The sequence below is a fragment of the Bradyrhizobium sp. MOS002 genome (assembly GCF_003020115.1).
Lineage (GTDB): Bacteria > Pseudomonadota > Alphaproteobacteria > Rhizobiales > Xanthobacteraceae > Bradyrhizobium.
The window spans coordinates 439,073-463,421 of sequence record NZ_PYFX01000003.1 but is presented as its reverse complement, the minus strand read 5'-3'; the positions used below and the strand labels follow the sequence as shown (position 1 = coordinate 463,421).

General features: G+C 65.4%; 19 protein-coding genes. 13 read left to right on the top strand and 6 right to left on the bottom strand.

The window, feature by feature from the left end:
* Positions 1–3 precede the first annotated feature (3 nt).
* From C7G41_RS10915 to hpaH, 6 genes are all read right to left on the bottom strand, one after another.
* Complete coding sequence (locus C7G41_RS10915) at positions 4–1,632, bottom strand: thiamine pyrophosphate-dependent enzyme (protein ID WP_106942564.1); 1,629 nt, start codon at positions 1,630–1,632, stop codon at positions 4–6.
* Positions 1,633–1,657: 25 nt separating this feature from the next.
* Positions 1,658–2,527 (bottom strand): fumarylacetoacetate hydrolase family protein, encoded by an 870-nt coding sequence (locus C7G41_RS10910; RefSeq protein ID WP_106942563.1) that lies wholly within the window; start codon positions 2,525–2,527, stop codon positions 1,658–1,660.
* Between the two features lie 172 nt (positions 2,528–2,699).
* Entirely contained in the window at positions 2,700–3,683 is a 984-nt protein-coding gene (hpaD, locus tag C7G41_RS10905) for a 3,4-dihydroxyphenylacetate 2,3-dioxygenase (RefSeq protein ID WP_106942562.1), read from the bottom strand.
* A 112-nt stretch (positions 3,684–3,795) separates the two neighbouring features.
* A complete protein-coding gene (gene hpaE / locus C7G41_RS10900; protein ID WP_106942561.1) occupies positions 3,796–5,334 on the bottom strand; it encodes a 5-carboxymethyl-2-hydroxymuconate semialdehyde dehydrogenase in 1,539 nt (512 codons plus the stop codon).
* Positions 5,327–5,725 carry a 5-carboxymethyl-2-hydroxymuconate Delta-isomerase gene (locus C7G41_RS10895; protein WP_106942560.1) on the bottom strand — a complete coding sequence of 133 codons (399 nt, stop codon included), beginning with the start codon at positions 5,723–5,725 and terminating at the stop codon, positions 5,327–5,329. The genes hpaE and C7G41_RS10895 overlap by 8 nt, the downstream gene beginning before the upstream one ends.
* 31 nt (positions 5,726–5,756) lie before the next feature.
* The gene (hpaH, locus tag C7G41_RS10890) at positions 5,757–6,563 is read right to left on the bottom strand and encodes a 2-oxo-hept-4-ene-1,7-dioate hydratase (RefSeq protein WP_106942559.1); all 807 of its coding nucleotides are present in this window, start codon (positions 6,561–6,563) and stop codon (positions 5,757–5,759) included.
* A 110-nt stretch (positions 6,564–6,673) separates the two neighbouring features.
* On the opposite strand from hpaH, the gene hpaR reads away from it, so the two are divergent.
* The 13 genes from hpaR to C7G41_RS10815 all read left to right on the top strand — a co-directional run bounded on the left by hpaR (position 6,674) and on the right by C7G41_RS10815 (position 24,231).
* Entirely contained in the window at positions 6,674–7,192 is a 519-nt protein-coding gene (gene hpaR, locus C7G41_RS10885) for a homoprotocatechuate degradation operon regulator HpaR (protein ID WP_106942558.1), read from the top strand.
* 118 nt (positions 7,193–7,310) lie between these two features.
* Complete coding sequence (locus tag C7G41_RS10880) at positions 7,311–8,396, top strand: malate/lactate/ureidoglycolate dehydrogenase (protein ID WP_106942557.1); 1,086 nt, start codon at positions 7,311–7,313, stop codon at positions 8,394–8,396.
* Between the two features lie 143 nt (positions 8,397–8,539).
* Positions 8,540–9,316, top strand: coding sequence for an HpcH/HpaI aldolase/citrate lyase family protein (locus C7G41_RS10875; RefSeq protein WP_018456947.1), 777 nt, complete (start codon positions 8,540–8,542; stop codon positions 9,314–9,316).
* A gap of 152 nt (positions 9,317–9,468) precedes the next feature.
* Complete coding sequence (locus C7G41_RS10870) at positions 9,469–10,992, top strand: UxaA family hydrolase (RefSeq protein ID WP_106942555.1); 1,524 nt, start codon at positions 9,469–9,471, stop codon at positions 10,990–10,992.
* Positions 10,993–11,178: 186 nt separating this feature from the next.
* Positions 11,179–11,700, top strand: coding sequence for a PAS domain-containing protein (locus C7G41_RS10865; protein WP_106942554.1), 522 nt, complete (start codon positions 11,179–11,181; stop codon positions 11,698–11,700).
* Complete coding sequence (locus C7G41_RS10860; RefSeq protein ID WP_199198300.1) at positions 11,678–12,982, top strand: methyl-accepting chemotaxis protein; 1,305 nt, start codon at positions 11,678–11,680, stop codon at positions 12,980–12,982. Before C7G41_RS10865 ends, C7G41_RS10860 begins: the two co-directional genes overlap by 23 nt.
* Before the next feature lie 288 nt (positions 12,983–13,270).
* Positions 13,271–16,540 carry a DUF2126 domain-containing protein gene (locus C7G41_RS10850; protein WP_106942551.1) on the top strand — a complete coding sequence of 1,090 codons (3,270 nt, stop codon included), beginning with the start codon at positions 13,271–13,273 and terminating at the stop codon, positions 16,538–16,540.
* A 27-nt stretch (positions 16,541–16,567) separates the two neighbouring features.
* Positions 16,568–19,093 (top strand): circularly permuted type 2 ATP-grasp protein, encoded by a 2,526-nt coding sequence (locus C7G41_RS10845; protein WP_106942550.1) that lies wholly within the window; start codon positions 16,568–16,570, stop codon positions 19,091–19,093.
* On the top strand, positions 19,090–19,968 hold the full coding sequence (locus C7G41_RS10840) for a transglutaminase family protein (protein WP_106942549.1): 879 nt from the start codon (positions 19,090–19,092) through the stop codon (positions 19,966–19,968). The genes C7G41_RS10845 and C7G41_RS10840 overlap by 4 nt, the downstream gene beginning before the upstream one ends.
* A 217-nt stretch (positions 19,969–20,185) precedes the next feature.
* Positions 20,186–21,013 carry an HD domain-containing protein gene (locus C7G41_RS10830; protein ID WP_106942548.1) on the top strand — a complete coding sequence of 276 codons (828 nt, stop codon included), beginning with the start codon at positions 20,186–20,188 and terminating at the stop codon, positions 21,011–21,013.
* Positions 21,014–21,025: 12 nt separating this feature from the next.
* Positions 21,026–21,916, top strand: coding sequence for an alpha/beta fold hydrolase (locus tag C7G41_RS10825; RefSeq protein WP_106942547.1), 891 nt, complete (start codon positions 21,026–21,028; stop codon positions 21,914–21,916).
* Positions 21,917–22,053: 137 nt separating this feature from the next.
* Positions 22,054–22,680, top strand: a complete 627-nt coding sequence (folE, locus tag C7G41_RS10820) for a GTP cyclohydrolase I FolE (RefSeq protein WP_106942546.1) — start codon at positions 22,054–22,056, stop codon at positions 22,678–22,680.
* 27 nt (positions 22,681–22,707) lie between these two features.
* The gene (locus tag C7G41_RS10815) at positions 22,708–24,231 is read left to right on the top strand and encodes an FAD-dependent oxidoreductase (RefSeq protein ID WP_106942545.1); all 1,524 of its coding nucleotides are present in this window, start codon (positions 22,708–22,710) and stop codon (positions 24,229–24,231) included.
* Positions 24,232–24,349 lie beyond the last annotated feature (118 nt).

The following is a 24,349-nucleotide window of genomic DNA, read 5'->3' as shown; positions in this document are numbered from 1 at the left end:
ACCTCAAGGCTTCGGCGGATGAATGAATGCCCACGGGCTGACTTCCGAGTCCCGCGTCACTTCCACGGAGATCAGATACGGCCCGCCATGGGCCAGCGCCTTCTCCATCGCCGCCTTGAACTGGTCCGGCGCGGTGACGCGCGCGGATGCGACGCCAAAGGACTCGGCGAGCTTGACGAAATCCGGGTTGACCAGATCGGACGCCACCACGCGGCCGTCGAAGCGCTCCCGCTGGTCGCGGCGGACATTGCCGTAGGCGTTGTTGTTGAACACCAGCGTCACCACGCCGATGTTGAACTGCACGGCGGTGGAGAGTTCCTGCACGCCGAACATGAAGCCGCCGTCGCCGGTGATCGCCACCACCGGCTTGTCGGGATTGGCGACCTTGGCGCCGAGCGCGGTCGGGAAGCCCGAACCGAGCGTGCCCTGATAGCCTGATGTGATGAAGGTGCGCGGCTCGTAGATCGGAAAGCCGTACCAGGATGCGAAACCGAACTGGGACAATTCATCGGTCACGATCGCATTCGCCGGCAGCACCTCGCGCAGAATGTTGAGATACGCCATCTGCGGCTGGATGCGCTGGATCTCGGCTTGCGCCGATCCCGTGGCCTCGCGGATGTCTCCGCGCCGGCCGCTGGTCCTGGCGTAGCCGGCCTTCTTCACGGCTGCGACGAGATCGGCCGTGCCGGCTTTGGCGTCGGCGACGATAGCGACATCGGAGGCGAGCCGGCGCATCTCGGCCGGATCGATATCGACACGAATGGATTTCAGCCCCTTCGGCTGATACGGCCAGCGGAAGCCCGATGCCGGCAGTTCGGCGCGCGTGCCGATCGCGATCATCAAATCTGTCGTCGGCCACAGCTTGTAGGCTGCCGCCATCGTCAGGCCGAGCTCATGCGCATTGGAGACGATGCCGCGGCCGCTGCGGAAGGCGACGACCGGCGCGTCGATCATCTCGGCGAGTTCGAGAATCTCCTCGCGCGCTTCGATCGCGCCGCTGCCGACGAAGATCATCGGCGCCTTGCTGTTCCTGATCAGCGCGGCCGCCTGCTTGATCATATCGGGGTCGGGCTGCGGCGCGGGCAAAGGCTCCAGCACCTGTGCTGCAGCCGTGTCCGCGCGCTGGGTGAAGACGTCCCAGGGCATCTCGACCGAGGCGGGGCCACGCCGTCCGGATGTCATCTCCTGGAAGGCACGCGCGACGGTCGTCGGCGCGTTGCCGGGATATTCGATGCGATCCGCCCATTTCACATAGGTCCGCAAGGTCGCGAGCTGATCCGGCATCTCGTGCAGATGGCCGCGGCCCTTGCCCAGAAACTGCGTCGGCACCTGGCCGGTGACGCATAGCACCGGCTCGTTGCAGCCGAAGGCGGTGAGCAGCGCGGCGCTGGCGTTGAGCACGCCGGGACCGGGCACCACGCTGAACACGCCGGGCCTGCCGCTGGAGCGCGCATAGCCGAACGCCATATAGCCGCAGGCTTGCTCGTGCCGCGCGCCGATCACCTTGAGCTGCGCCTGGTGGAAGGCGTCGAACAGGCCGTAGACCTGCGCGCCGGGCAGGCCGAATACGGTGTCGACGCCGTGGGCGACAAGGCCGCTTACGATCGCTTCGCCGCCGGTGAGGGTGGTCATGGCACTATTCCATTTCAATTCTTGTTCAGGCTTCGTCGACGACGCCGTTGCGCAATTTTCCGATGCCTTCCGCCTCGACCTCAATGACATCGCCGGGCTTCAGATAGCGCGGCGGATCGAACCGTGCACCAGCGCCGGTCGGCGTGCCCGTCACGATGATGTCACCGGGGACGAGCGTTGCGAAAGTCGAGATATAGCTGATGAGATAGCGGAACGGGAACATCAGCCGGCTGGTGCGGTCGTCCTGCCGCAACTCGCCGTTGACGTGGGTGGTGAGGCGGATGTCGGCGACCTGCGATTCCTGCGTGTAGGGCACCAGCCACGGGCCGAGGCTGCCGCTGGAATCGAAGTTCTTGCCCTGCGTGACGTTGAACTTGGCATGGCGCAGCCAGTCGCGCACCGAGCCTTCGTTGCAGAGCGTCAGCGCGGCGATGTGATCGAGCGCCGAACTTTCCGGAATATGCCGGCCTTGCTTGCCGATCACCAGCACGATCTCGCCCTCATAGTCGAGCTGCGCCGAGGCGCGCGGGCGCACCAGCGGTGTGTCGTGGCCGACGAAGGAGCGCGGCGAGCGCATGAACATGCTCGGATATTTCGGTGCGTCCTGGCCGTCCTTGTACTCGGCGTTGCGGTCGGGATAGTTGACGCCGATGCAGATGATCTTTTCCGGCGCGGGCACCGGCGGCAGCCAGATGATGTCACTCAGCGCATGATCGGGCGCGCGGCCGGCGGCCTCTTCGGCGAGGCTCGCGAGCTTTCCTGCCGCGATCACCTCGCGCAGCGTCGGATAGTCCTTGGCGTGGCGCGCGGAGAGATCGACGATGCCGCCATCGACGACGGCGCCGTAGCTGATAGCACCCTTGACGGAGTAGGTGGCGAGGCGAGGGAGTGTCATTGGCTGCTCATTGTTCCTTTGTCGTCCCGGCGAAGGCCGGGACCCATACCGCGTGATCTACCGATAGTGCGCCGTGGCAATCCCGAACGACCAACTTTCGTCAAACGTCTCCCTGTGGTTATGGTCCCGGCCTTCGCCGGGACGACAGCTTGAGAGTTTCCGACTACAAGCATCAATCCGCCACCAGCACGTCGGCCACGAACTTCGGCTCGCGCACGGTCTGCCCTGAGAACAGCGAGCCCTGCTCGAACCAGGAGCGCGGGGCAGGTGCGCCCCACAATGTCTGGCGGCGCGGATCGCGCAGCGACCAGCGCAGCGGCTCGTGGTCGTGATCGCCGGTGAAATAGTCGCTGGTATAGAGTTCGAGCCGGTGTCCATCGGGGTCGCGGACGTAGAGGAAGAACGCATTCGAGATGCCGTGGCGGCCGGGGCCACGCTCGATGTTCTTCACGAAGCCCTGCGAGGCCATGACGTCGCAGAGATGGATGATGTTCATCGCCGTCGGCGTCCAATAGGCGAAATGGTGCAGCCGCGGGCCCTTGCCATTGGTGATGGCGAAGTCGTGGACATTGCCCTTGCGATGCATCCAGGCAGCGGCGATGCGCCCGTTCGGTCCGTCCTCCTCGGCGTATTCGGTGAGACGGAAGCCGAGCCGGGCATAGAATTCGACGGTGTCCTGCACCTCGGCGGCGAAAACGTTGAAATGGTCGAGCCGCTGCGGATGGCAGCCCCGGTAGAGGTCGTAGCGGCGCAGCAGATGTGGCCGCCGCTCCATCGACGCATACAGCTCGATCTGGAAGCCGAAGGGGTCGGTGAATTGCAGCGTGCGGCCCTGGTACGGCTGGTCGACGAACGCGTAGCCCATTCCGTTCTCGGAGAGGAACGCGGCAGCCTTGTCGAGATCCTTCTCGTTGCCGACCTTGAAGCCGAGGCGGTTGCAGGCGGGACCGGCGGCTTTCCGCAGCACCAGCGAGTGGTGCTGATGCTCTTCAGAAGCGCGCAGATACACGACTTCGTCGTCGGCGTCCTCGACATGCAGGCCGACGGTGCTCTCGTAGAACGCGCGGCTGAGCTTCAGGTCGGTCACGTCGAGCACGACGTGACTCGAGCGGATGATATTGAACGGCGGCTCGAAGATATGTTGCGGTACGGGCATTGCGTTTCCCCTCTTGAGGTCCCCCGTCATTCCGGGGCGGCTCGTAGAGCCGAACCCGGAATCTCGAGGTTCCGGGTTCGACGCTCCGCGCCGTCCCGGAACGACGGCGGTTCTAGATTCCCAGCTTTTGAATCTTGTGCGTGCCCCGCGCCACCGAGACATGCTTGGTTTCCATGTAGAAATCGAACGAGTAATCGCCGCCGTCGCGGCCGATGCCTGAGGCCTTCATCCCACCGAACGGCGTCGGCAGATGGCGGACGTTTTCCGAGTTCAGCCAGATCATGCCGGCTTCCAGCGCATCCGCGACACGCAACGCGCGGCCAAGGTCGTTGGTCCAGACATAGCCGGTCAGGCCATAGCGGATGTCGTTGGCGATCTCGATGGCATCGGCCTCGTCGCGGAAGGGCAGCACGGTGAGGAAGGGGCCGAACACCTCTTCCTGTGCCACGCGCATCTTGCCGTGGGCGCCGGTCACCAAAGTCGGCTCGACATAATGTCCACCGCCCGGGCCGTCATAGGCCTTGCCGCCAACGGCGATCTTCGCGCCGTCCTGGCGTGCGATGTCGAAATAGGAGCAGACTTTCGCCAGGTGACGTTCGTGGATCAGCGGTCCGATCTCGGTTGCGGGATCGAGGGGATGGCCGACCTTCAGGGCTTTCACCCGCGCGGTCAGCTTCTCGATGAACTTTTCCGCGATGCCGGCCTGGATCAGCAGGCGACTCGACGACGTGCAGCGCTCGCCGTTGAGCGAGTAGATCATGAACACGACCGCATCGAGCGCGCGGTCTAGATCGGCGTCGTCGAACACGATCACCGGGTTCTTGCCACCGAGCTCGAAATGCACGCGCTTCAGCGTGGGCGCGCCCTGAACCATGATCGCCGAGCCCGTCGAACTTTCGCCGACGAAGCCGATCGCCTTGATGGCGGGATGCTCGGTCAGCGCCTTGCCGGCCTCCTCGCCGAATCCGTGCACGGTGTTGAGCACGCCGTCGGGAACGCCGGCTTCCTTGACGAGCTTTGCCAGAATAGCCGCCGTGACCGGCGACCACTCCGCCGGCTTGTGCACGACCGTGCAGCCTGCTGCGAGGGCAGGCGCGATCTTCCAGGTCGAAAGCATGAACGGCGTATTCCACGGCGTGATGACGCCGACCGGGCCGATCGGCACGCGCGTCGAGACGTTCCAATGCTCGTCGCTCGGCGTGTTCTGGCCGTCGCGCGCCTCGCCGCATCTGTCCGCGAAGAAGCGGAAATTCTCGGCGGCGCGGATCGCGGCCTTGGCCATGAAGCGATAGGCCTGGCCGGTGTCGATGCATTCGAGCACCGCGATGTCCTCGGCATTGTTCTCGATGGCGTCGGCGACGCGATGCAGCAGCTTCTTCCGCATCACTGGGCCCATGTCGCGCCAGGATTTGAAGGCGAGGGCGGCAGCGGTGGCGGCGCGATCGACGTCCTCGGCATTGCCGCGGGCAACGCTTGCGAGCGTCGCGCCGTCGACCGGCGACTTGGTCTCGAACGTTTCGCCTGAGATCGACGGCACGATCTTGCCGTCGATCATGTGGCCGATGCCGTCGGCGCGCAGCGTCTTCAGCAGCGGCGCGACGCGGTCGCGGTTGGCCTGGAACACATCGGCTTTCGGCGTGGACTTATCCATGGGCGGCCTCCGCTTTCAGGGCATCGTGGATGTTGTTGCGCTTCCAGCTCGTGTCCTTGTCGTTGATCTGCATGTCGAACGACAGGGCGAATTTCGAGCTTGCGAAGACGGGATCGAGATGCCGGGAGAGCGCCTGGAAGACATGCTCGCCGGCCGTCTTGCGGGTTGGCAGATCGCGGCCTTCGCCGATGCGCAGCACCATGTCGAGAAAGCCGTAGTCCTGCCGCGCATCGGCGATCGCATAATGCTCGCACCTGATGGCGCGGACGCGGATGCCGCCGAGCGGGAAGATGCCGGTCTCGACCGCCGCCTTGCGCACCACCTCGCACGCCGCGCCGATGTCGAGGCGGTCGTCGAGATTGGCCGAATATTCGATCGTGAAATGCGGCATCGCGGTTTCACTCCCTGTCTTTTTTATTCGTCTAAGCGAAGTAGCAACTCACCGAGCCGTAGGCGCCATAATCGGCTTGAATTGTGTCGCCCTTGCGGGTCTCGATCGGACGGATGAAGGAGCCGGCGAGCACGACCTGTCCGGGCTCGAGCGCAAGGCCAAGCGGTGCGATCTTGTTGGCGAGCCAGGCAACGGCGGTGGCGGGATGATTGAGCACGCCGGCGGCGAGGCCGGTCTCTTCCAGCTGGCCGTTCTTGAAACAAAGCGCGCCGATCCAGCGCAGATCAGCGTCCAGCGGTCGGATCGGTCGTCCACCGAGCACGATGCCGGCGTTCGCCGCGTTGTCGGCGATGGTGTCGAAGATCTTTCGCGTCGCCTTGGTCCGGGGATCGACGCGCTCTATGCGTGTGTCGAGGATTTCCAGCGCCGGCACCACGAAGTCGGTGGCGTTGAGCACGTCGAACAGCGTGCAGTCTGGCCCTGAGAGGCGCTTGCTCATGACGAAGGCGAGCTCGGCTTCCACGCGCGTCGCGATGAAGCGTTCCGTCGGGACGAGGCCACCATCGGCGAAGAACATGTCGTCGAGCAACACGCCGGAATCGGGCTCGTTGATGCCAAGCGCGCTCTGCATCGCCTTCGAGGTCAGGCCGATCTTGTGTCCCCTGACGATGCGCCCCTCGGCGATCTTGACGTCGACCCAGGCCTTCTGAATCGCGTAGGCGTCAGCGATGCTGATGTCGGGAAAGTCCTGCGAGAGCTGCCGGATCTGCGTACGGGTCTTCTCCGCCTGGTGCAGACGGCTCGCGCAAGCTCGGATATCGTCGTTGGAAAGCGCCATTCGTGATCTTACAAATCGTGGTGCCCGAAGATACTTAACATGTTAAGTGAATGCGTCAATCGCAAATTGGCTTGCTGCACTGCAAACGTTTCGCGGCTTGAAAGGGCGTCATGACGAAGAGACCGGCTGATCCAGCGGACGACGGCGCAGCCGCCGTGCGGCAGGTGCCGATGCGCGACTTCTCGCGTTCGCTGCCGATGTCGTTGTTGCGGGCACGCGAAGCCGTGATGCGGCAATTCCGTCCCTCGTTGCGTGAGCATGGCCTGACCGAGCAGCAATGGCGCATCCTGCGCGCGCTCGCGGCGATCGACACGGTCGAAGTCACGGAACTGGCGCGGACGGCGTTCCTGCTCGGACCGAGCCTGTCGCGCATCCTGCGCGATCTGGAGGCGCGCAACCTGATCGAGCGCAAGACCGCGAAGGCGGACCAGCGCCGCAGCATGGTCTCGATCTCGGAAAAGGGCGTGAAGCTGATGGCCTCCGTCGCGCCGTCCTCCGAAGCGATCTATGCGGAGATCACGCGACGCTTTGGCGCACGCAAGCTCGTAGAACTGCAGGAGATGCTTGGCGAGCTCGAACGGAGTCTCGCAGAGCTGGGCAAGGCCGAGGAGGCAAGTGCCGAGGAGTGAAAGCAGATATGCGCGAGCGCGCGGCAACAATCATGGACACCGCCGCATTTTTTCGCTCAAGTGCTGCTCAAGCCGATCGCTGCAAAATCGGCGCCGAGGTAGAGGCAAACAGATCCTCATGGTCATCATCCAGGTTCAGAAGCTGATCGACTTCGTCACCGAGGTCTTCGAGCATGCGCAGTCGTTGCCTGACGAAGCCCGGCGCATCGCCACCTACCTGACCACGGCGAATCTGACCGGCCATGACAGCCACGGCGTGATCCGCGTCCCCGTCTATATCCGTTGGCAGAAGTCCGGCGCGGTCGTGCCGAACCAGAACGCGGAATTGGTGCTCGATACGCCCTCGCTCGCGGTGGTCGACGGCAAGTTCGGTTACGGCCAGACGGTGACGCCGCAGGCGGTCCGGATCGGTATCGAGAAATGCAGGAAGGCGGGACTTGCCGCCGTCGCACTGCGCAATGCCGGCCATATCGGCCGCGTCGGCGACTGGGCCGAAATGGCCGCCGCCGAAGGACTGATCTCGGTGCATTTCGTCAATGCTGCGGGCTCGCTGCTGGTGGCGCCGTTCGGCGGTGTCGAGAAACGGCTCTCCACCGCCCCCTATTGCGTCGGCATTCCGCGCGAGGGCCGGGATCCGATCGTGCTGGATTTCGCGACTTCGGTGGTGGCGGAGGGCAAGGTGCTGGTCGCAAGCCGCGGCGGCAAGAAGCTGCCGAAGGGCGCGCTGGTCGATGCCGACGGCAGCCTGAGCGAGGAGCCGGCCGTGCTCTACGGGCCCTTCACGCCGGACGGGCCGCGCGACCACACCAAGGGAACGGGCGCGATCCGCGCCTTCGGCGAGCACAAAGGTTCGGGGCTTGCCTTCATGTGCGAGCTGCTCGGCGGTGCGTTGACCGGAACCGGGGCCACGTCCGGCGGTCGGCGCTTCGCCAACGGCATGCTGGCGTTCTACATCGATCCGAAAGTGGTCGATACCTCCCATGTCTTTGACGCAGAGGTGTCGCGCTATGCCGACTTCATCCGTGCCACCAGGCCGGTGGCCGGGGTCGATCAGGTGCTCATTCCCGGCGACCCCGAGCGGAAAACCCGGGCGGAGCGCACCCGAAACGGCATCCCCTTGCCGGATGACACCTGGGCGGCAATAGTGAATACGGCCCGCGAGGTCGGTGTCGGCGAAGTCAGCATCCAGAGGGCGACCGCATAGGTCTTGCGTCATTGCGAGCGTAGCGCGGCGCGCCAGTTCGCGGTAACAGCGGTTGTGCTGTCGTGACGCTCGTCATGGTGACGAAGGTCCAAATAACGACGACTTAAACAATGACGGCCCAAACAACAAAGAAGGAAGGCAACGTGGCGAACAAGGTCAAGGAAATCTGGAAGTCGGGCAAGGCCGTGGTCAACGCGTGGCTCGCGATTCCCTCCGGCTTCTCGGCCGAGATGATCGCGCAATGCGGCTTCGACAGCGTCACCGTCGACATGCAGCACGGCGTGCAGGATTATCTGTCGATGGTGCAGTGCTTCCAGGCGATGGACAAGCATCCGATCACGCCGATGGTCCGCGTGCCCTGGAACGAGCCCGGCATCATCGGCAAGGTGCTCGATGGTGGCGCCTATGGCGTGATCTGCCCGATGGTCAACACGCCGCAGGAAGCCAGGAACCTCGTTTCCTATGCCAAATATCCGCCGAAGGGCGTGCGCTCCAACGGCCCGATCCGCGCCGGCATGTACGGCACCGCCGGCTCCTACCAGAAGACGGCCAACGACGACATCGTGCTGCTGCCGATGATGGAGACCAAAACCGCGGTCGAGAACATGGAGGCGATCTTCGACGTCGAAGGCATCGACGGCGTCTATATCGGCCCGTCCGACCTCGGCTTCTCCTACGGCCTCGAGCCGAAGCTCGATCGCACCGAGCCGGAGATCCTCGCGATCTACGAGAAGATCATCAAGGAGTGCGGCAAGCGCGGCCTCAACCCCGGCATCCATTGCAGTGGCGCCGAAGGTGCCGCGCGCGCCATCAACATGGGCTTCAAGCTGGTGACGCTCTCGAACGAGGTCGGCCTGATGACCACCTACGCCAAGATGCAGGTCAACGCGACCCGGAAGGATTCCGGCGGCAAGGCCTGAGCTCTCTCTGTGTCCCGGATGCCGCTCCGCAGAGCCGGGACCCAGAAGCCAGTGAAGCACATTACGTAAGCAACTGGGCCCCGGATCTGCAGCGCACCGCTTCGCGCTGCGCAGCGTCCGGGGCACGATAGTTTCGATACAGGAGACCTCCCATGACCATCAGCCCCGTCATTCGCCTGCATCCCGATGATGGCGTGCTGATCGCGCGCGCGAGCTTGCCGCCGGGAACATTGGTGGCCGACGGTGTAACCACGGTCGAGCGCATTCCCTCCGGCCACAAGGTCGCGATCAAGCCGATCGCAGTCGGCGAGCCGGTGATACGCTACGGCCAGATCATCGGCTTTGCGACAGTGCCGATCGCGCCGGGCCAGCACGTGCACGTGCAGAACTGCGGCATGGGCGATTTCGCCAAGGACTATGCCTATTGCGCCGACGTCAAGCCGACGCCGAACTTCGATCTGCCGGCGAGCTTCGAAGGCATCCGCCGCCCGGACGGCCGCGTCGCCACGCGCAACTATATCGGCATCCTGACCTCGGTGAATTGCAGCGCGCATGTCGCAAGCCTCGTCGCCGACGTCTTCAAGAAGAATCCGTTCACCGGCGACAATCCGCTGGCCGACTTCCCCAATGTCGACGGCGTGGTCGCGCTGACCCACAAGACCGGCTGCGGCATGACGCAGAACGAGCCCTTAGCGCTGCTCCGCCGCACGCTCGGCGGCTATGCACGGCACGTGAACTTCTCCCACGTCATCGTGCTCGGCCTCGGCTGCGAAGTGAACCAGATCGGTGGCCTGATGGAAGAGCAGAAGCTCGCCGGCCGCCTGCGCGCAATGGACATCCAGGAGGTCGGCGGCACCCGCAAGACGGTGGAAGCCGGCATCGCCTTCGTACGCGAGGCACTTGCGGAGTCCAACAAGGTCAAGCGCGAGTCCGTCCCGGTGAGCGAATTGACCGTGGCGCTGCAATGCGGCGGCTCGGACGGCTATTCCGGTGTGTCCGCCAATCCGGCGCTCGGCGCGGCCAGCGATCTCATCGTGCGTCACGGCGGCACCGTGATCCTGTCGGAGACGCCGGAGACCTATGGCGCCGAGCATCTGCTCACGCGGCGCGCCGTCAGCCGCGAGGTCGGCGAGAAGCTGGTCGATCTCATGCGCTGGTGGGACGAATATACGACGCGCGAAGGCGCCGAGATGAACGCCAATCCGAGCCCGGGCAACAAGGCCGGCGGCCTCACCACCATTCTGGAGAAGTCGCTCGGCGCGATGGCGAAGGCCGGCACCACCAATCTCGTCGAGGTGCTGCGCTACGCCGAACCCATCACCAAGAAGGGCTTCGTCTTCATGGACACGCCTGGCTACGATCCGGTTGCCGCGACCGGACAGGTCGCCGGCGGCGCCAATCTGGTCTGCTTCACCACGGGCCGTGGCAGCGTGTTCGGCTGCAAGCCGGCGCCCTCGATCAAGCTCGCCACCAACACGCCCATGTACAAGCGCATGGAAGAGGATATGGACGTCAATTGCGGCACCATCCTCGAAGGCGAGGAGAGCGTCCAGCAGTGCGGCCAGCGCATTTTCGATCTCATCCTCAAGACTGCGTCGGGCCAGCCGACCAAGAGCGAGAGTTTCGATTTCGGCGGCGCCGAGTTCGCGCCATGGGTGCTGGGCGCGACGATGTAATCCCCTCGTTGCGCCTCGGCGGTAGCTGAACACTACAAGCGACGCTCCTCAGTAATGATACGGAGCCGGCAAGTGATCACGGGATTTCCCGCGGTCACACCTGATTAACATCTTCTGCCGTAATCCCTGGAGGGATGCGAGCTCCACTCATTTGGGGCGTTCGCGCTTCGTGAGGGTTCGTCAACGATGACGCGTGCGATACAGCCGACCGGCGTGGAAAATCTCCTCGGAGAGGAGGAGCTGATCGTCTCGAAGACCGATCTCAAGGGCCGCATCACCTACGCCAACGATGTCTTCATCCGCATGGCGAAGTACTCCTGGAAGGAGCTGATGGGCGCCCCCCATAGCCTGATCCGCCACCCCGAGATGCCACGCTCCGTCTTCAAGCTGTTGTGGGACACGCTTCAGTCCAGGCAGGAGATCTTCGCCTACGTCGTCAACCTCGCGAAGGACGGCAGCCATTACTGGGTGTTCGCCCACGTCACGCCGACATTCGACGAGCGTGGCAATATCGTCGGCTATCACTCCAACCGTCGCAAACCCGATGCTGCGCAGATCGAGCGCATCAAGCCGATCTACAAGGCGCTGTGCGCGGAAGAGGCGCGGCATGCCAATGCCAAGGACGGCATGCATGCGAGCTTCGAGGTGATGGTCGGGCTGCTCAAGCAACAGGGTGTCGGTTACGATGAATTTGTGCTCTCTCTCTAAGGCGCAGGGAGCGACCGCGCTCGCATCCGTTCTCGCCGTCGTGGCGTTCGCGCTCTCGCTGGCCGGTGCGACTGGAATTTCCGGCGCGGCGTTGCCTGGCGTTACGGTCGTGCTGCTTGGGTACGCCGTCTGGTGCCAGCACTGCACGGCGGTGGCCGTCGACGAGGTGGCAGACGTATGCCGCAAGGCCGCACGTGGCGATCTCGAGGCGCGCATTCTCAGCAACCGCCAGGCCGGGCGGATCGGCGCCATTCAGAAGGCGGTCAACGACATGCTGGACATCACCGATGCCTATTTGCGGGAAGCTTCGGCGTCGATGGACTATGCGAGCCGCGGCAAATATTTCCGCAAGATCCTCGCGCGCGGATTACCCGGCTCGTTCCGCCGTTCAGCCACCGTCATCAATTCCGGCACCGACAGCCTCGGCCGTCGCGTGGTTGAGATCGCGGACCTCGCAAAGCAGTTCGGCACGCATCTCGACCAGGTCGCCGGCACTCTCATGGGCGCGGCGACCGATCTCGAATCCGACGCCGGCCAGATGGCGGCGGCGGCCGAGAAGACCAGCCGGCAGACCTCCGGCGTGCTCAGTGCGTCCGACCAGGCCTCGCGCAACGTCGCCACCGTCGCCAGCGCCGCGGAGCAGCTTGCGTCATCGATCGCCGAGATCAGCCGCCAGGTGGCCGGCTCGACCACGAGCACGGGGCGGGCGGTGAACGAAGCCAATCGTGCCGGCAGCGAGATTCGCACGCTTGCGGATGCAGCGATGCGGATCGGCGACGTGGTCAAGCTGATCAGCGAGATCGCCGAGCAGACCAATCTCCTGGCGCTCAACGCCACCATCGAGGCCGCGCGGGCAGGCGAGGCCGGCCGCGGCTTCGCCGTGGTCGCATCCGAGGTCAAGAGCCTCGCCAACCAGACCGCGAAGGCGACCGAGGAGATCAGCGCCAAGGTCGGCGAAATGCAGCAATCGACCACCAATTCGGTCGCCGCCGTCGAGGCGATCGCACAGACCATCACCGAGATCAACGGCATCACCGCCTCGATCGCGACCTCGATCGAGCAGCAGGGGCTCGCCACCCGTGAAATCGCCCGCAGCGTCCAGGAAGCCTCGGCCGGCACCTCGCAAATGTCCTCGAACGTCACCGGCATCAGCGAAGCCGCCGCCGACACCGGCCGTGTGGCGGGCCGCGTCAACAGCGCCTCCGAACGCGTCCATGGCGAGGTCGAGACGCTCCGGCGCGAGGTGACGCAGTTCCTGCAACGGCTGACGTCAGCGGCGTAAAGGCCTTCGATGCAGACGCACTCTGCTAACCCTCTCCCCTTGTGGGAGAGGGTGGCTCGCCGCGTTTGCGGCGAGACGGGTGAGGGATCTCTCTCCGCAAGCGATCCCTGCACCGAGTTTGCGGAGACATACCCCTCATCCGGCGCTTCGCGCCTCCTTCTCCCACAAGGGGAGAAGGAGGAAAGCGGGCGCCCGCACCTTGCGTAGGCACCCTTTGCCCGTTGTTAGTGCTTGATCGAGGTCACCAGCGGTGTTCTGCTCAAAAAAGCTGCTGGAGTACCGCACCCCGTGTCGATCTACGTCGCATTACACCACGTCACGCACTACAAATACGACCGCCCGATCGATCTCGGCCCGCAGACCATCCGCCTGCGGCCGGCGCCGCATACGCGCACGCCGATCCTGAGTTATTCGCTCAAGGTCACGCCGGCCAATCATTTCGTGAACTGGCAGCAGGATCCGCTGGGCAACTGGATCGCGCGTTACGTCTTCCCGGAGAAGACGACCGAGCTCAAGATCGAGGTCGATTTCACGGCGCAGATGACCACGGTCAATCCGTTCGACTTCTTCGTCGAGCCCTATGCCGACAGCTTTCCGTTCGAATATCCGCAAGATCTCAAGACGGAGCTCGCGCCTTACCTCGAGACCGTCAAGCCCGATCGGCTGTTCGCGAAATATCTCGACACGATCCCGCACGAAGCCCCGAACACCGTCAACTTCCTGGTCGATCTCAACAGGGAGCTGCAGAAAAAGATCGGCTACGTCATCCGCATGGAAGCGGGCGTGCAGACGCCGGAGGAGACGCTCTCCTCGGCAGCCGGCTCATGCCGTGACTCCGCCTGGCTTCTGATCCAGACCTTCCGTCACCTCGGTCTCGCCGCCCGTTTCGTCTCCGGCTATCTGATCCAGGTCCGTCCCGACATCGATCCGATCGAGGGGCCGCCGGAGGTCGAGAATGATTTCACCGATCTGCACGCCTGGGCCGAGGTCTACCTGCCGGGCGCAGGCTGGATCGGCTTCGACGCGACCTCGGGCATGCTTGCGGGCGAGGGGCACATCCCGGTCGCGGCGACGCCGCACTACCGCTCGGCCGCGCCGATCTCCGGCGGCGCCGGCTTCGCCGAGGTCGAATTCGCCTTCGACATGAGCGTCAAGCGCATTCGCGAGGCGCCGCGCATCACAAAACCGTTCTCGGACGAATCCTGGATACGGCTCAACGATCTCGGCGAGCAGGTCGACGGCGATCTTGCGGCGCAGGACGTGCGTCTGACCATGGGCGGCGAGCCGACCTTCGTCTCCGTCGATGATCTCGAAGGCGCCGAGTGGAACACGGACGCCGTCGGTCCGACCAAGCGCGGGCTGGCCGACGATCTGATCCGCCGCCTCCGCGCGCGTTTCGGACCCGGGGGCCTGCTGCACTTCGGTCAGGGCAAATGGTATCCCGGTGAAAGCCTGCCGCGCTGGGCCTTTGGCCTGTACTGGCGCAAGGACGGCGTGCCGATCTGGAAGAATGCCGACCTCATCGCCAGCATCGAAAATCCGCGGCCGGCGCAGGCCAAGGACGTCCAGGCGTTCGTGGAAGGCGCGGCGCTGCGGCTTGGTCTCGATCCCGGCTACATCATGCCGGCCTATGAGGACACCGCGTACTGGCTGCAGAAGGAATCCGAGCTTCCCGTCAACGTCGATCCGTCCGATTCCAAATTGTCCGATCCGGAGGCCCGCGCGCGGATGGCGCGGGTGTTCGAGCACGGGCTCAACAACCCTCGCGGCTTCGTGCTGCCCGTGCAGCGCTGGAATGCGCCGCCACGCTGGCGCAGCGAGCGCTGGCAGCTCCGGCGCAGTCATCTGTTCCTGATGCCGGGGGACTCGCCGCTCGGCCTGCGTCTGCCGCTGGACTCGCTCGGCTATGTCCCGCCCGATCAATATCCCTACATCGTCGAGCGGGATCCGATGGAGGCCCGCGGCAAGCTGCCGGTGTTCAGCCTTCCGGCGCGTCCGGACGCGCCGGAGCGGCTCGAGCCCGAACAGCTCAACACCTCGGTCCCGGTCCGCACCGCGATGTCGGTCGAGGTCCGCGACGGCGTGCTTTGTGCTTTCATGCCGCCGGTCGAGCAGATCGAGGATTATCTCGAGATGATCGCGGCGCTCGAAGCGACGGCCGAGGAGATGCAGCTCCAGATCCATGTCGAGGGTTATCCGCCGCCGTTCGATCCGCGTGTCGACGTCATCAAGGTGACGCCGGATCCCGGCGTGATCGAGGTCAACGTCCAGCCGGCAAAGAACTGGCGCGAGGCGGTCGAGATCACCGCCGGGCTCTATGAAGATGCGGGCAAGACACGCCTCGGCGCCAATCGCTTCCTGGTCGACGGTCGCCACACCGGCACCGGTGGCGGCAATCACGTCGTGGTCGGCGGCTCGAGCCCGCAGGACTCGCCGTTCCTGCGCCGGCCCGATCTGTTGAAGAGCCTGGTGCTGCACTGGCAGCGTCATCCGGCGCTGTCCTATTTCTTCTCCGGCCTCTTCATCGGCCCGACCAGCCAGGCACCGCGCATCGACGAAGCCCGCCACGACAGCATTTACGAGCTCGAGGTCGCGCTCACCCACGTGCCGCCGCCGGGCGTTCAGGCGCCGCTGTGGCTGGTGGATCGCTTGTTCCGGCATCTCCTTGTCGACATCACCGGCAACACCCATCGCGCCGAGATCTGCATCGACAAGCTCTATTCACCGGACGGCACGACCGGTCGCCTCGGCCTGGTCGAATTCCGCGCGCTTGAAATGCCGCCGGATCCGCGCATGTCGCTGGCGCAGCAGCTGCTGATCCGCGCGCTGATCGCGAAATTCTGGCGCGAGCCGCAACAGGGCAAGTTCGTGCGCTGGGGCACCGCGCTGCACGACCGCTTCATGCTGCCGCACTTCATCTGGGAGGATTTCCTCGAAGTGCTCACCGAGTTGAAGCAGTCCGGCTATCCGTTCGAGCCTGAATGGTATCTGGCCCAGCTCGAATTCCGCTTCCCCGCTTTCGGCCGTATCCATCATGGCGGCGTGACGCTGGAGCTGCGGCAGGCGCTGGAGCCCTGGCACGTGCTCGGCGAGGAGGGCTCGGCCGGCGGCACCGTGCGCTATGTCGACTCATCGGTCGAGCGGCTCCAGGTCAAGGCGGAAGGCTTCGTCGAAGGCCGCCATATCGTCTCCTGCAACGGCCGCCGCCTGCCGATGACCGCCACCGGCCGCTCCGGCGAAGCCGTGGCCGGCGTCCGCTTCAAGGCCTGGCAGCCGGCCTCCGGCCTGCACCCGACCATTCCCGTTCACGCGCCCCTGACCTTCGACCTCATCGACACCTGGAACGGCCGCTCGCTCGGCGGCTGCGTCTATCACGTCGCCCATCCCGGCGGCCGCAGCTACGATACCAAGCCGGTCAACACCTACGAGGCCGAGGCGCGGCGGCTGGCGCGCTTCCAGGACCACGGCCATACGCCGGGCCCGATGCAGCCGCCGCCCGAGGAACGCACAAGTGAGTTTCCGCTGACCCTCGACTTGCGGACCCCGCTCCTGCAATGAGTATGATGCGGGGGCAGGGAGAGGCGCATGGCCGAGGGCGCAGCCGAAGAGGACGACAAGGCGGGTAAGGCGCAAGGTCAACGTGATGGCCATCGCCGCTTCGCGCAATGGGTCCGCGACTACAGGCGCCTGCCCGGCATCCCCGACGAGTTTCTCGGCCCGGACGGCAAGCCCCGCGCGGTCTGGAGCCGCTTCTTCGATGCCTTCGGCGCGCTTGCGCCCGACGACATCGAGCGGCGGTTTGGCATGGCCGACCGTCATCTCCGCGAGGCCGGCGTCACCTATCGCGCGCCCGGCGAGAGCGCCGACCGGCCCTGGTCGATCAGCCATCTGCCGCTGCTGATCGACGAGGCCGACTGGAAGCAGCTGTCCGACGGCATCACCCAGCGCGCCGAGCTGCTCGAGCTCGTGCTGCGCGACATCTATGGCGAGGGCCGCCTCGTCGCCGAAGGCGCGTTGCCTGCGGCCGCGATCGCCGGCAGCCCCGAATATCTCCGTCCCGTCTGCGGCGTGCCGCCGCCGGGCGGGCGCTATCTCTCGCTCTATGCCGCCGATGTCGGCCGCGGGCCCGACGGCCGCTGGTGGGTGCTCGGCGACCGCACGCAGGCGCCGTCGGGCGCGGGCTATGCGCTGGAGAACCGTCTGGTGCTCTCGCGCGCCTTCTCCGATCTCTACAAGTCGATGAACGTGCCGCGCGTCGCGCCGTTCTTCGAGGCGTTTCGCGACAGTCTTCGTGCGCGCGCCGACCGCGACGAGCCGCGGATCGGCGTGCTCACGCCGGGCAGCTTCAGCGAGACCTATTTCGAGCACGCGACGCTGGCGCGCTATCTCGGCTTCCTGCTGGTCGAGGGCGACGATCTCGCCGTCAGCGACAACCATATCCACATCCGCACGGTTGCGGGCCTCAAGCGCCTCGACGTGCTGCTGCGCCGCGTCGATTCCAATTCGCTCGACCCGCTCGAGCTCGATGCCTCCTCGCGGCTCGGGGTGCCCGGCCTGATCGACGTGCTGCGCAAGGACGGCGTCGTCGTCGCCAACATGCCGGGCTCGGGCGTCCTGGAGGCGCGCGCGATGCTCGGCTTCCTGCCGGCGCTCAGCCGTCGTCTGCTCGGCGAAGAGCTGAAGATGCCGCACATCGCGACCTGGTGGTGCGGCCAGCGCTCGGCGCGCGACGAGGTATTGTCGCGGCTCGACGAGGTCGCGATCGAAGGCGCTTATCGGCGCGGCGTTCCCGGTTTCGACAGCAACGGTCCGGTGCTCGCGAGCGAGCTCGATGCCGCCGGCCGCCGGCGCCTGAGCGACGCCATCAGCGCGCGGGGCATGGACTATGTCGGCCAGGAGGTGGTGCGGCTCTCGACCATGCCGGTGTGGGAGCAGGGGCAGATCACGCCCCGTCCCTTCGTGCTGCGCGTGTTCGCAGCCGCGACGCCCGACGGCTGGGCCATCATGCCCGGCGGCTTCTGCCGGATCGCCGAGCAGCCGGATGCGCGGGCGGTGTCGATGGGCGACGGCGCGCGTTCCGCCGACGTCTGGGTGGTCTCGGAGAAGCAGGTCTCGACCGCGACGCTGCTGCCCGCGATCGACAAGGTGCGCATCCGCCGCATCGCCGGCGTGCTGCCGAGCCGCGCCGCCGACAATCTGTTCTGGCTCGGCCGCTATCTCGAACGCGCCGAGGCGACGCTGCGGCTGGTGCGGGCGCTGGGCTCGCCGAGCGGGCCCAACAAGGGCACCGCGGCCTCGCTGCAATCGGCCGAGCGTATCCAGCGACTGCTGGTGACCTGGGGCGCGATCTCGCAGACCTCGCGCGCGGCGCCCGGCCGCATCGTCGCCGAAGCGCTGCAGAGCCCGGAGCGTTTCGGCTCGGCACTGTCGCTGGTCCGTGCGGCCCAGCGCACGGCGACCTCCTTGCGCGAGCGGCTGTCGCCCGATGCCTGGCAAGTCATCACCGAGATGGCGGAGCGGCTGGCCTTCGAGGTCGAGGACGACGACAGCGTGCTGAGCGCGGCCGAGCTGACCTTGCAGGAGCTCGCGAGCTTTGCCGGCCTTGCGCATGAGAACATGAACCGCGCCGCCGGCTGGCGCTTCCTCGATATCGGCCGCCGTACCGAGCGCGCCATCAACACCACGCGTTTTGCCCGGCAGTTCGCCTATGACGAAGCCGGCGACGAGGATCTCGATATCCTGCTGACGCTGGTGGATTGCCAGATCACCTACCGCTCGCGTTATCTGCTGGCGCCGATCCTGGCGCCGGTGCGCGACCTCGCCGTGCTCGACAGCTACAATCCGCGTTCGGTGGCGTTCCAGGTGACGACGCTGAACGAGCACATCGCCGCACTGCCGAGTCTGAAGGAGCACGGCCTGATCGAGAAGCCGCAGCGGCTTGCGGTCGCGATGCAGGCGATGCTCGCAACCGCGGAGGCCGAGAAGCTCGAGGTCAAGACGTTGTTCGCACTGGAGCAGGATCTGCTCAGCCTCGCCGAGGCGGTCGGGCAGCACTATTTCCCGCACGGGCCCAATGCGAGCCGGCCGGAAAAGCTGACGGGGTTGGCGTGATCTACGACATCCGTCACGTCACCACCTACGAATACGAGAGCCCGGTCAGCTTCGCCCGCTGCACGCTGCGGCTGGAGCCGAGGAGCGGCCATGGCCAGGAGCTGATCTCGCACCATGTCGAGATCCGTCCGCGCCCCGCGGAGCGTAGCGTCCGGCGCGATTTCTTCGGCACCCTGACCGAGAGCGTGGTGATCGAGGCCGCGCACCGTACTCTGCGCATCGACTCCCGCTCTCGCGTGAAGGTCTCGCGCCAGCCGCGGGCGCGCGATGCCGACAGTCCGGGCTGGGAGAGCATTCGCGACATCGCCCTCGAGGCGACGAGCCTCGGGCCGTCCTCGCCGGTCGGCTATGTCTTTGCGAGCCCGCTGGTGCCGGTGCTGGGACCGGTCAGCGCCTATGCGGCGGAAAGCTTTGCGGCCGGCGCGGGCATCCTCGCCGGGGCGGTCGATCTGATGCATCGCATCCGCACCGAATTTCGCTACGACCCCAAGGCAACAGTGATCTCGACGCCGCTCAACGAGGTCTTCGTCAAGCGCCATGGCGTCTGTCAGGATTTTGCCCATGTGATGATTGCGGGCCTGCGCGGGCTGGGCCTGCCCGCGGCCTATGTCAGCGGATATTTGCGCACCATTCCGCCGGCGGGCCAGCCGCGCCTGCAGGGCGCCGACGCTACCCATGCCTGGGTGTCGCTGTGGTGTGGGGAGGAGCTTGGCTGGGTCGATTTCGATCCGACCAACGATCTTATGGTCGCTGGCGACCATATCGTGCTCGCGGTCGGCCGCGACTTTTCCGACGTTTCGCCGGTCGACGGCATCATCGTCGGCTCGCCGAAGCAGAAGCTCGGCGTGGCCGTCGACGTGCTGCTGGTCGAATGATTGCGGGTCCTGCCGTGTCGGCGACGTCCTAGCCCGGGTGTATCGAACCGGCACCGCAACCGCGATATCGCGGAGCACAACCGCAACATATTTCCGTATTTTCGTTCCCGGGTTTGGCCAGTCGGCCCAAGATGGGTTATGCTGACGCTTGCGTCGAGGACAATAATGAGACGTCGGGAGTTGATGTGGGACACCACCGACAAGCGGGGCTGCATCCATGATCACGTTACCGAAACTGGCGGCGGAGACCCTGGAGAAGTTGCTGGGCTCGTTCATGCGTCGTCGGTACGACGAGTCCTACGCCAGGGTGCTGGAAGGCTCGACCCGCACGGCGATGGAATGCATCGGGAATAGCGACGCACTCTATCACAACATCGAACATACGATGTTGGTGACGCTGGCCGCTCAGGCGATCCTGATGGGACGTAATCTCCACGCGCATCTTGCGGCTGAGGACTACATCAACGTCCTGATCGCCTGCCTCGCGCACGACATCGGCTATGTCCGCGGTCTGTTTCCGGAGGATGACGAAGACGGTTTCATCATCGATGATTCCGGCACCAAGGTGGCGCTGCCGCGTGGCGCTTCGGATGCCAGCCTGATGATGTATCACGTCGATCGCTCGAAGCTTTTTGTGCGGCGGCGGCTGCCGCAAGTTCGAGGTGTGGACAGCGAGCGCATCGCCCGCGCCATCGAGGGCACGCGGTTTCCGGCCCGGGAAGGCCAGGACTACGACGATGACGCCTCGATCCTGCGCGCTGCCGACTTCATCGGGCAACTCGGAGATCCCAACTATCTGCGCAAGGCCAACGCGCTCTATTACGAATTCGAAGAAGTCGGCATGAACCGTCAGCTCGGCTACGATTCGCCGGCCGACATCGTGAACCGCTATCCGCAGTTCTATTGGAACAGCGTCGCACCGCACATCCAGACCGAGATCGGTTACCTCAACAAGACCGAGATTGGCCGCCAGTGGATCGCTAACCTCTACAGCAATGTGTTCCGCGCCGAGCGTGACATCACGCTATCGGGGCCGCAAAAATAACTCCGCTTTGTAATGCAACAAAAAACAATCACCACCGATATCCTCGACATCGCCTATCGCGAATACGGCGCGCCGGACGGCTGGCCCTGCATCATGGGTCACGGCTTTCCCTACGATGTGAACGCCTATGCCGAGACCGCGCCGATCATTGCGCAAGCGGGCGCGCGGGTGCTGGTGCCCTGGCTGCGCGGCTACGGGCCGACGCGGTTCCGCTCCGCTGCGACGTTGCGCTCCGGCGAGCAGGCGGCGCTGGGCGCCGATCTCCTGGCCTTCATGGATGCGCTTGGAATCTCGCGCGCGTTGGTCGGCGGTTACGACTGGGGCGGGCGCGCGGCCTGCGTGGTCTCGGTGCTGCATCCGGAGCGCGTGATCGGCCTCGTCTCGGGCAATTCCTACAACATCCAGAACATCGCGCGTTCGATGGAGCCGGCTTCGCCACCGGAGGAGGCGGCGCTCTGGTATCAATATCTCTTCCACAACGAGCGTGGCCGCCGCGCGCTGGAGCGCAACCGGCGCGGCTTTGCGCGCCAGCTCTGGTCGATGTGGTCGCCGACATGGGCCTTCGACGACGCGACGTTCGAGGCCAGCGCTATGTCGTTCGACAATCCCGATTTCGTCGATGTCGTGATCCACTCCTACCGACATCGTTACGCGCTGGTCGCGGGCGATCCCGCCTATGCCGCGATCGAGGCGAAGCTCGCCGCCCAGCCGCCGGTTCGTGTCCCGACCATCGCGATCGACGGCGACAGCGACGGCGTCAATTCCGGCACCGCTCACCACGCAGGCAAATTCGAGGGCTTTTTCGAGCGGCGCGTCTTTACAGGGGCCGGTCACAATTTGCCGCAGGAGCGGCCGACCGAATGGGCCCAGGCCGTGCTCGATGTGCGGAAAGCGGCCTCGTAGAGCCGGGTTTCTCGTCCGACGGTCTTGCCGCCCTCGCAGCTTCCAATTTTTCCTGATTCCGGGAACCTTTTCCAATCGCAGCCGTCCAAGCTGTGGGGCCGCTTTCTGCATGCGGTTCGTTGCAGGGGAGGTTCTCGATGAAGACACAAACGCGCAGGCTGGAACGTGTCGCGGTCGCGCAGGCGCCGAGCGACCGGCCTGAGAGGGCGGAGGTCGAGCAGGCGATCCGGACCATGATCCGCTGGGCCGGCGACGATCCCGCGCGCGACGGTCTACGCGACACGCCGGACCGCGTCGCGCGCGCCTTCGAGGAGTATTTCTCCGGCTATGCGCAGGATCCGACCGAAATCCTGCAAAAGACGTTTGAGGAGATCGAAGGCTATGACGAGATGATCGTCCTGCGCGGCGTTCGCTTCGAAAGCCATTGCGAGCACCATATGGCACCGATCGTCGGCCGCGCCTGGGTCGCTTATATCCCGCAAGGGCGCGTCGTCGGCATCTCCAAGCTCGCGCGTCTCGTCGACATCTACGCCAAGCGGCTTCAGATCCAGGAGAAGATGACCGCGCAGATCGCCAACACGATCAACGATGTGCTGAGGCCCGAAGGCGTCGGGGTCATCATCAAGGCAACGCATCACTGCATGACCACCCGCGGCGCGCACAAGCCCGGGACCGATCTCGTCACCAGCCGCATGCTCGGCGTATTCCGCGACAATGCGTTGACACGCCAGGAACTGCTGGGGCTGGCTAATTCGGACGATTGAACCGCGACGGCTCAAGGAGGTAACGCCATGACCGAAGACAAGAAGCCAAGCGGGCCCGACCTGAGCCGGGGCGTGACGCTCGCCGCGTTCAAGGACGGCAAATTGCTCGGCCATGTCGGCGAGGAAGACGTCCTGCTGGTGCAGGCCGGCAGCGAGATCTTTGCGATCGAGCCGACCTGCAGCCACTATCACGGCCCGCTCGCCGAAGGGCTGGTGGTTGGGGACACCATCCGCTGCCCCTGGCATCACGCCTGTTTCTCCTTGCGGTCAGGCGAGGCGACTCGTCCGCCCGCGCTGAATGCGCTGGCGGTGTGGGAGGTCTCGCGCGATCAGGACAAGATCGTCGTCCAGCGCAAGCGCGAGATGCCGAAGCCTCCGGCGCCTCACCGGACAGCGCCAACGCCGGAAAAATTCGTCATCATCGGCGGCGGCGCGGCGGGTTTCACGGCGGCCGAGACGCTCCGTCGCGAGGGCTTTGCCGGCGCCATCACCATGCTCAGCAATGACAGCGCGATGCCGGTGGACCGGCCCAATCTCTCCAAGGATTACCTCGCGGGCAACGCGCCGGAGGATTGGCTGCCGCTGCGGGGCGAGGATTACTATCGGGATGCCGGCATCGATCTCAGACTCAACACGAATGTCGTCGCGATCGAGGCGAAGACGCGCAGCGTGACGCTGGGCAACGGCGACAGGCTGCCGTTCGACCGGCTGCTGCTCGCGACCGGCGCCGAGCCGGTCAGATTGCAGATTCCGGGTGCCGACCAGCCTCATGTCTACACCCTGCGCTCCGTCGCCGACAGCCGCGCCATCATCAAGGCGGCCGGCAGCGCCAAGCGCGCGCTGGTGATCGGCGCGAGCTTCATCGGCCTCGAAGTTGCGGCCTCCTTGCGGGCACGCAAGATCGAGGTGCACGTGGTCGCGCCGGACCAACGGCCGATGCAGAAGGTTCTCGGTCCCGAGATGGGCGACTTCGTGCGCGCGCTGCATGAGGAGAATGGCGTCAACTTCCATCTCGAGGACACGGTGGAGAAGCTGGACGGCACGCGCGCCACGTTGAAGAGCGGCGTCGTGATCGAGGCCGACCTGGTCGTGGTCGGCATCGGCGTCAAGCCGCGCCTCGCGCTCGCCGAGCAAGCGGGACTTGCGGCCGACCGGGGCGTCAGCGTCAGCGAATATCTGGAGACCAGCATATCCGGCATCTTCGCGGCCGGCGACATCGCGCGCTGGCCCGATCCGCATTCGCGGCAAACCATCCGCGTCGAACACTGGGTGGTGGCGGAGCGGCAGGGCCAGACCGCTGCGCGCAACATGCTCGGCAAGCGCGAGCGCTTCGAGGCCGTGCCGTTCTTCTGGTCGCAGCACTATGACGTGCCGATCAACTACGTCGGCCACGCCGAGAGCTTCGACGACATCGCGATCGACGGCAGCATTTCCGGCAAGGACTGCCTGCTGAAGTATCGCAAGGGTGGCCGCGTCCTTGCGATTGCTTCAATTTATCGCGATCTCGACAATCTCAAGGCCGAGCTGGAGATGGAACGGACGCGCGGTTGAGGAACCGCATCCGACTTGATTTGCGTCAATGTTGCTGCCCGCGAGGGCTGCTGTGCTGGCTGTCTCCCGGTGCGGCGCGCCCAATTCTGGCCTGTGCTCGCTGGCTTCCCGTGCAGGA

Bases quoted from the DNA above. Each gene is read 5' to 3' on its own strand.
- hpaH (WP_106942559.1), bottom strand. From the start codon at position 6,563: ATGGCGCTTTCCAACGACGATATCCGAGCTTGCGCGAGCCGTCTGCAC.
- hpaR (WP_106942558.1), top strand. From the start codon at position 6,674: ATGACGAAGAGACCGGCTGATCCAGCGGACGACGGCGCAGCCGCCGTG.
- C7G41_RS10860 (WP_199198300.1), top strand. From the start codon at position 11,678: ATGAATTTGTGCTCTCTCTCTAAGGCGCAGGGAGCGACCGCGCTCGCA.
- C7G41_RS10915 (WP_106942564.1), bottom strand. From the start codon at position 1,632: ATGACCACCCTCACCGGCGGCGAAGCGATCGTAAGCGGCCTTGTCGCC.
- hpaD (WP_106942562.1), bottom strand. From the start codon at position 3,683: ATGCCCGTACCGCAACATATCTTCGAGCCGCCGTTCAATATCATCCGC.
- C7G41_RS10825 (WP_106942547.1), top strand. From the start codon at position 21,026: ATGCAACAAAAAACAATCACCACCGATATCCTCGACATCGCCTATCGC.
- C7G41_RS10870 (WP_106942555.1), top strand. From the start codon at position 9,469: ATGACCATCAGCCCCGTCATTCGCCTGCATCCCGATGATGGCGTGCTG.
- C7G41_RS10830 (WP_106942548.1), top strand. From the start codon at position 20,186: ATGATCACGTTACCGAAACTGGCGGCGGAGACCCTGGAGAAGTTGCTG.
- C7G41_RS10895 (WP_106942560.1), bottom strand. From the start codon at position 5,725: ATGCCGCATTTCACGATCGAATATTCGGCCAATCTCGACGACCGCCTC.
- C7G41_RS10880 (WP_106942557.1), top strand. From the start codon at position 7,311: ATGGTCATCATCCAGGTTCAGAAGCTGATCGACTTCGTCACCGAGGTC.
- folE (WP_106942546.1), top strand. From the start codon at position 22,054: ATGAAGACACAAACGCGCAGGCTGGAACGTGTCGCGGTCGCGCAGGCG.
- C7G41_RS10845 (WP_106942550.1), top strand. From the start codon at position 16,568: ATGGCCGAGGGCGCAGCCGAAGAGGACGACAAGGCGGGTAAGGCGCAA.
- C7G41_RS10910 (WP_106942563.1), bottom strand. From the start codon at position 2,527: ATGACACTCCCTCGCCTCGCCACCTACTCCGTCAAGGGTGCTATCAGC.
- hpaE (WP_106942561.1), bottom strand. From the start codon at position 5,334: ATGGATAAGTCCACGCCGAAAGCCGATGTGTTCCAGGCCAACCGCGAC.
- C7G41_RS10865 (WP_106942554.1), top strand. From the start codon at position 11,179: ATGACGCGTGCGATACAGCCGACCGGCGTGGAAAATCTCCTCGGAGAG.
- C7G41_RS10815 (WP_106942545.1), top strand. From the start codon at position 22,708: ATGACCGAAGACAAGAAGCCAAGCGGGCCCGACCTGAGCCGGGGCGTG.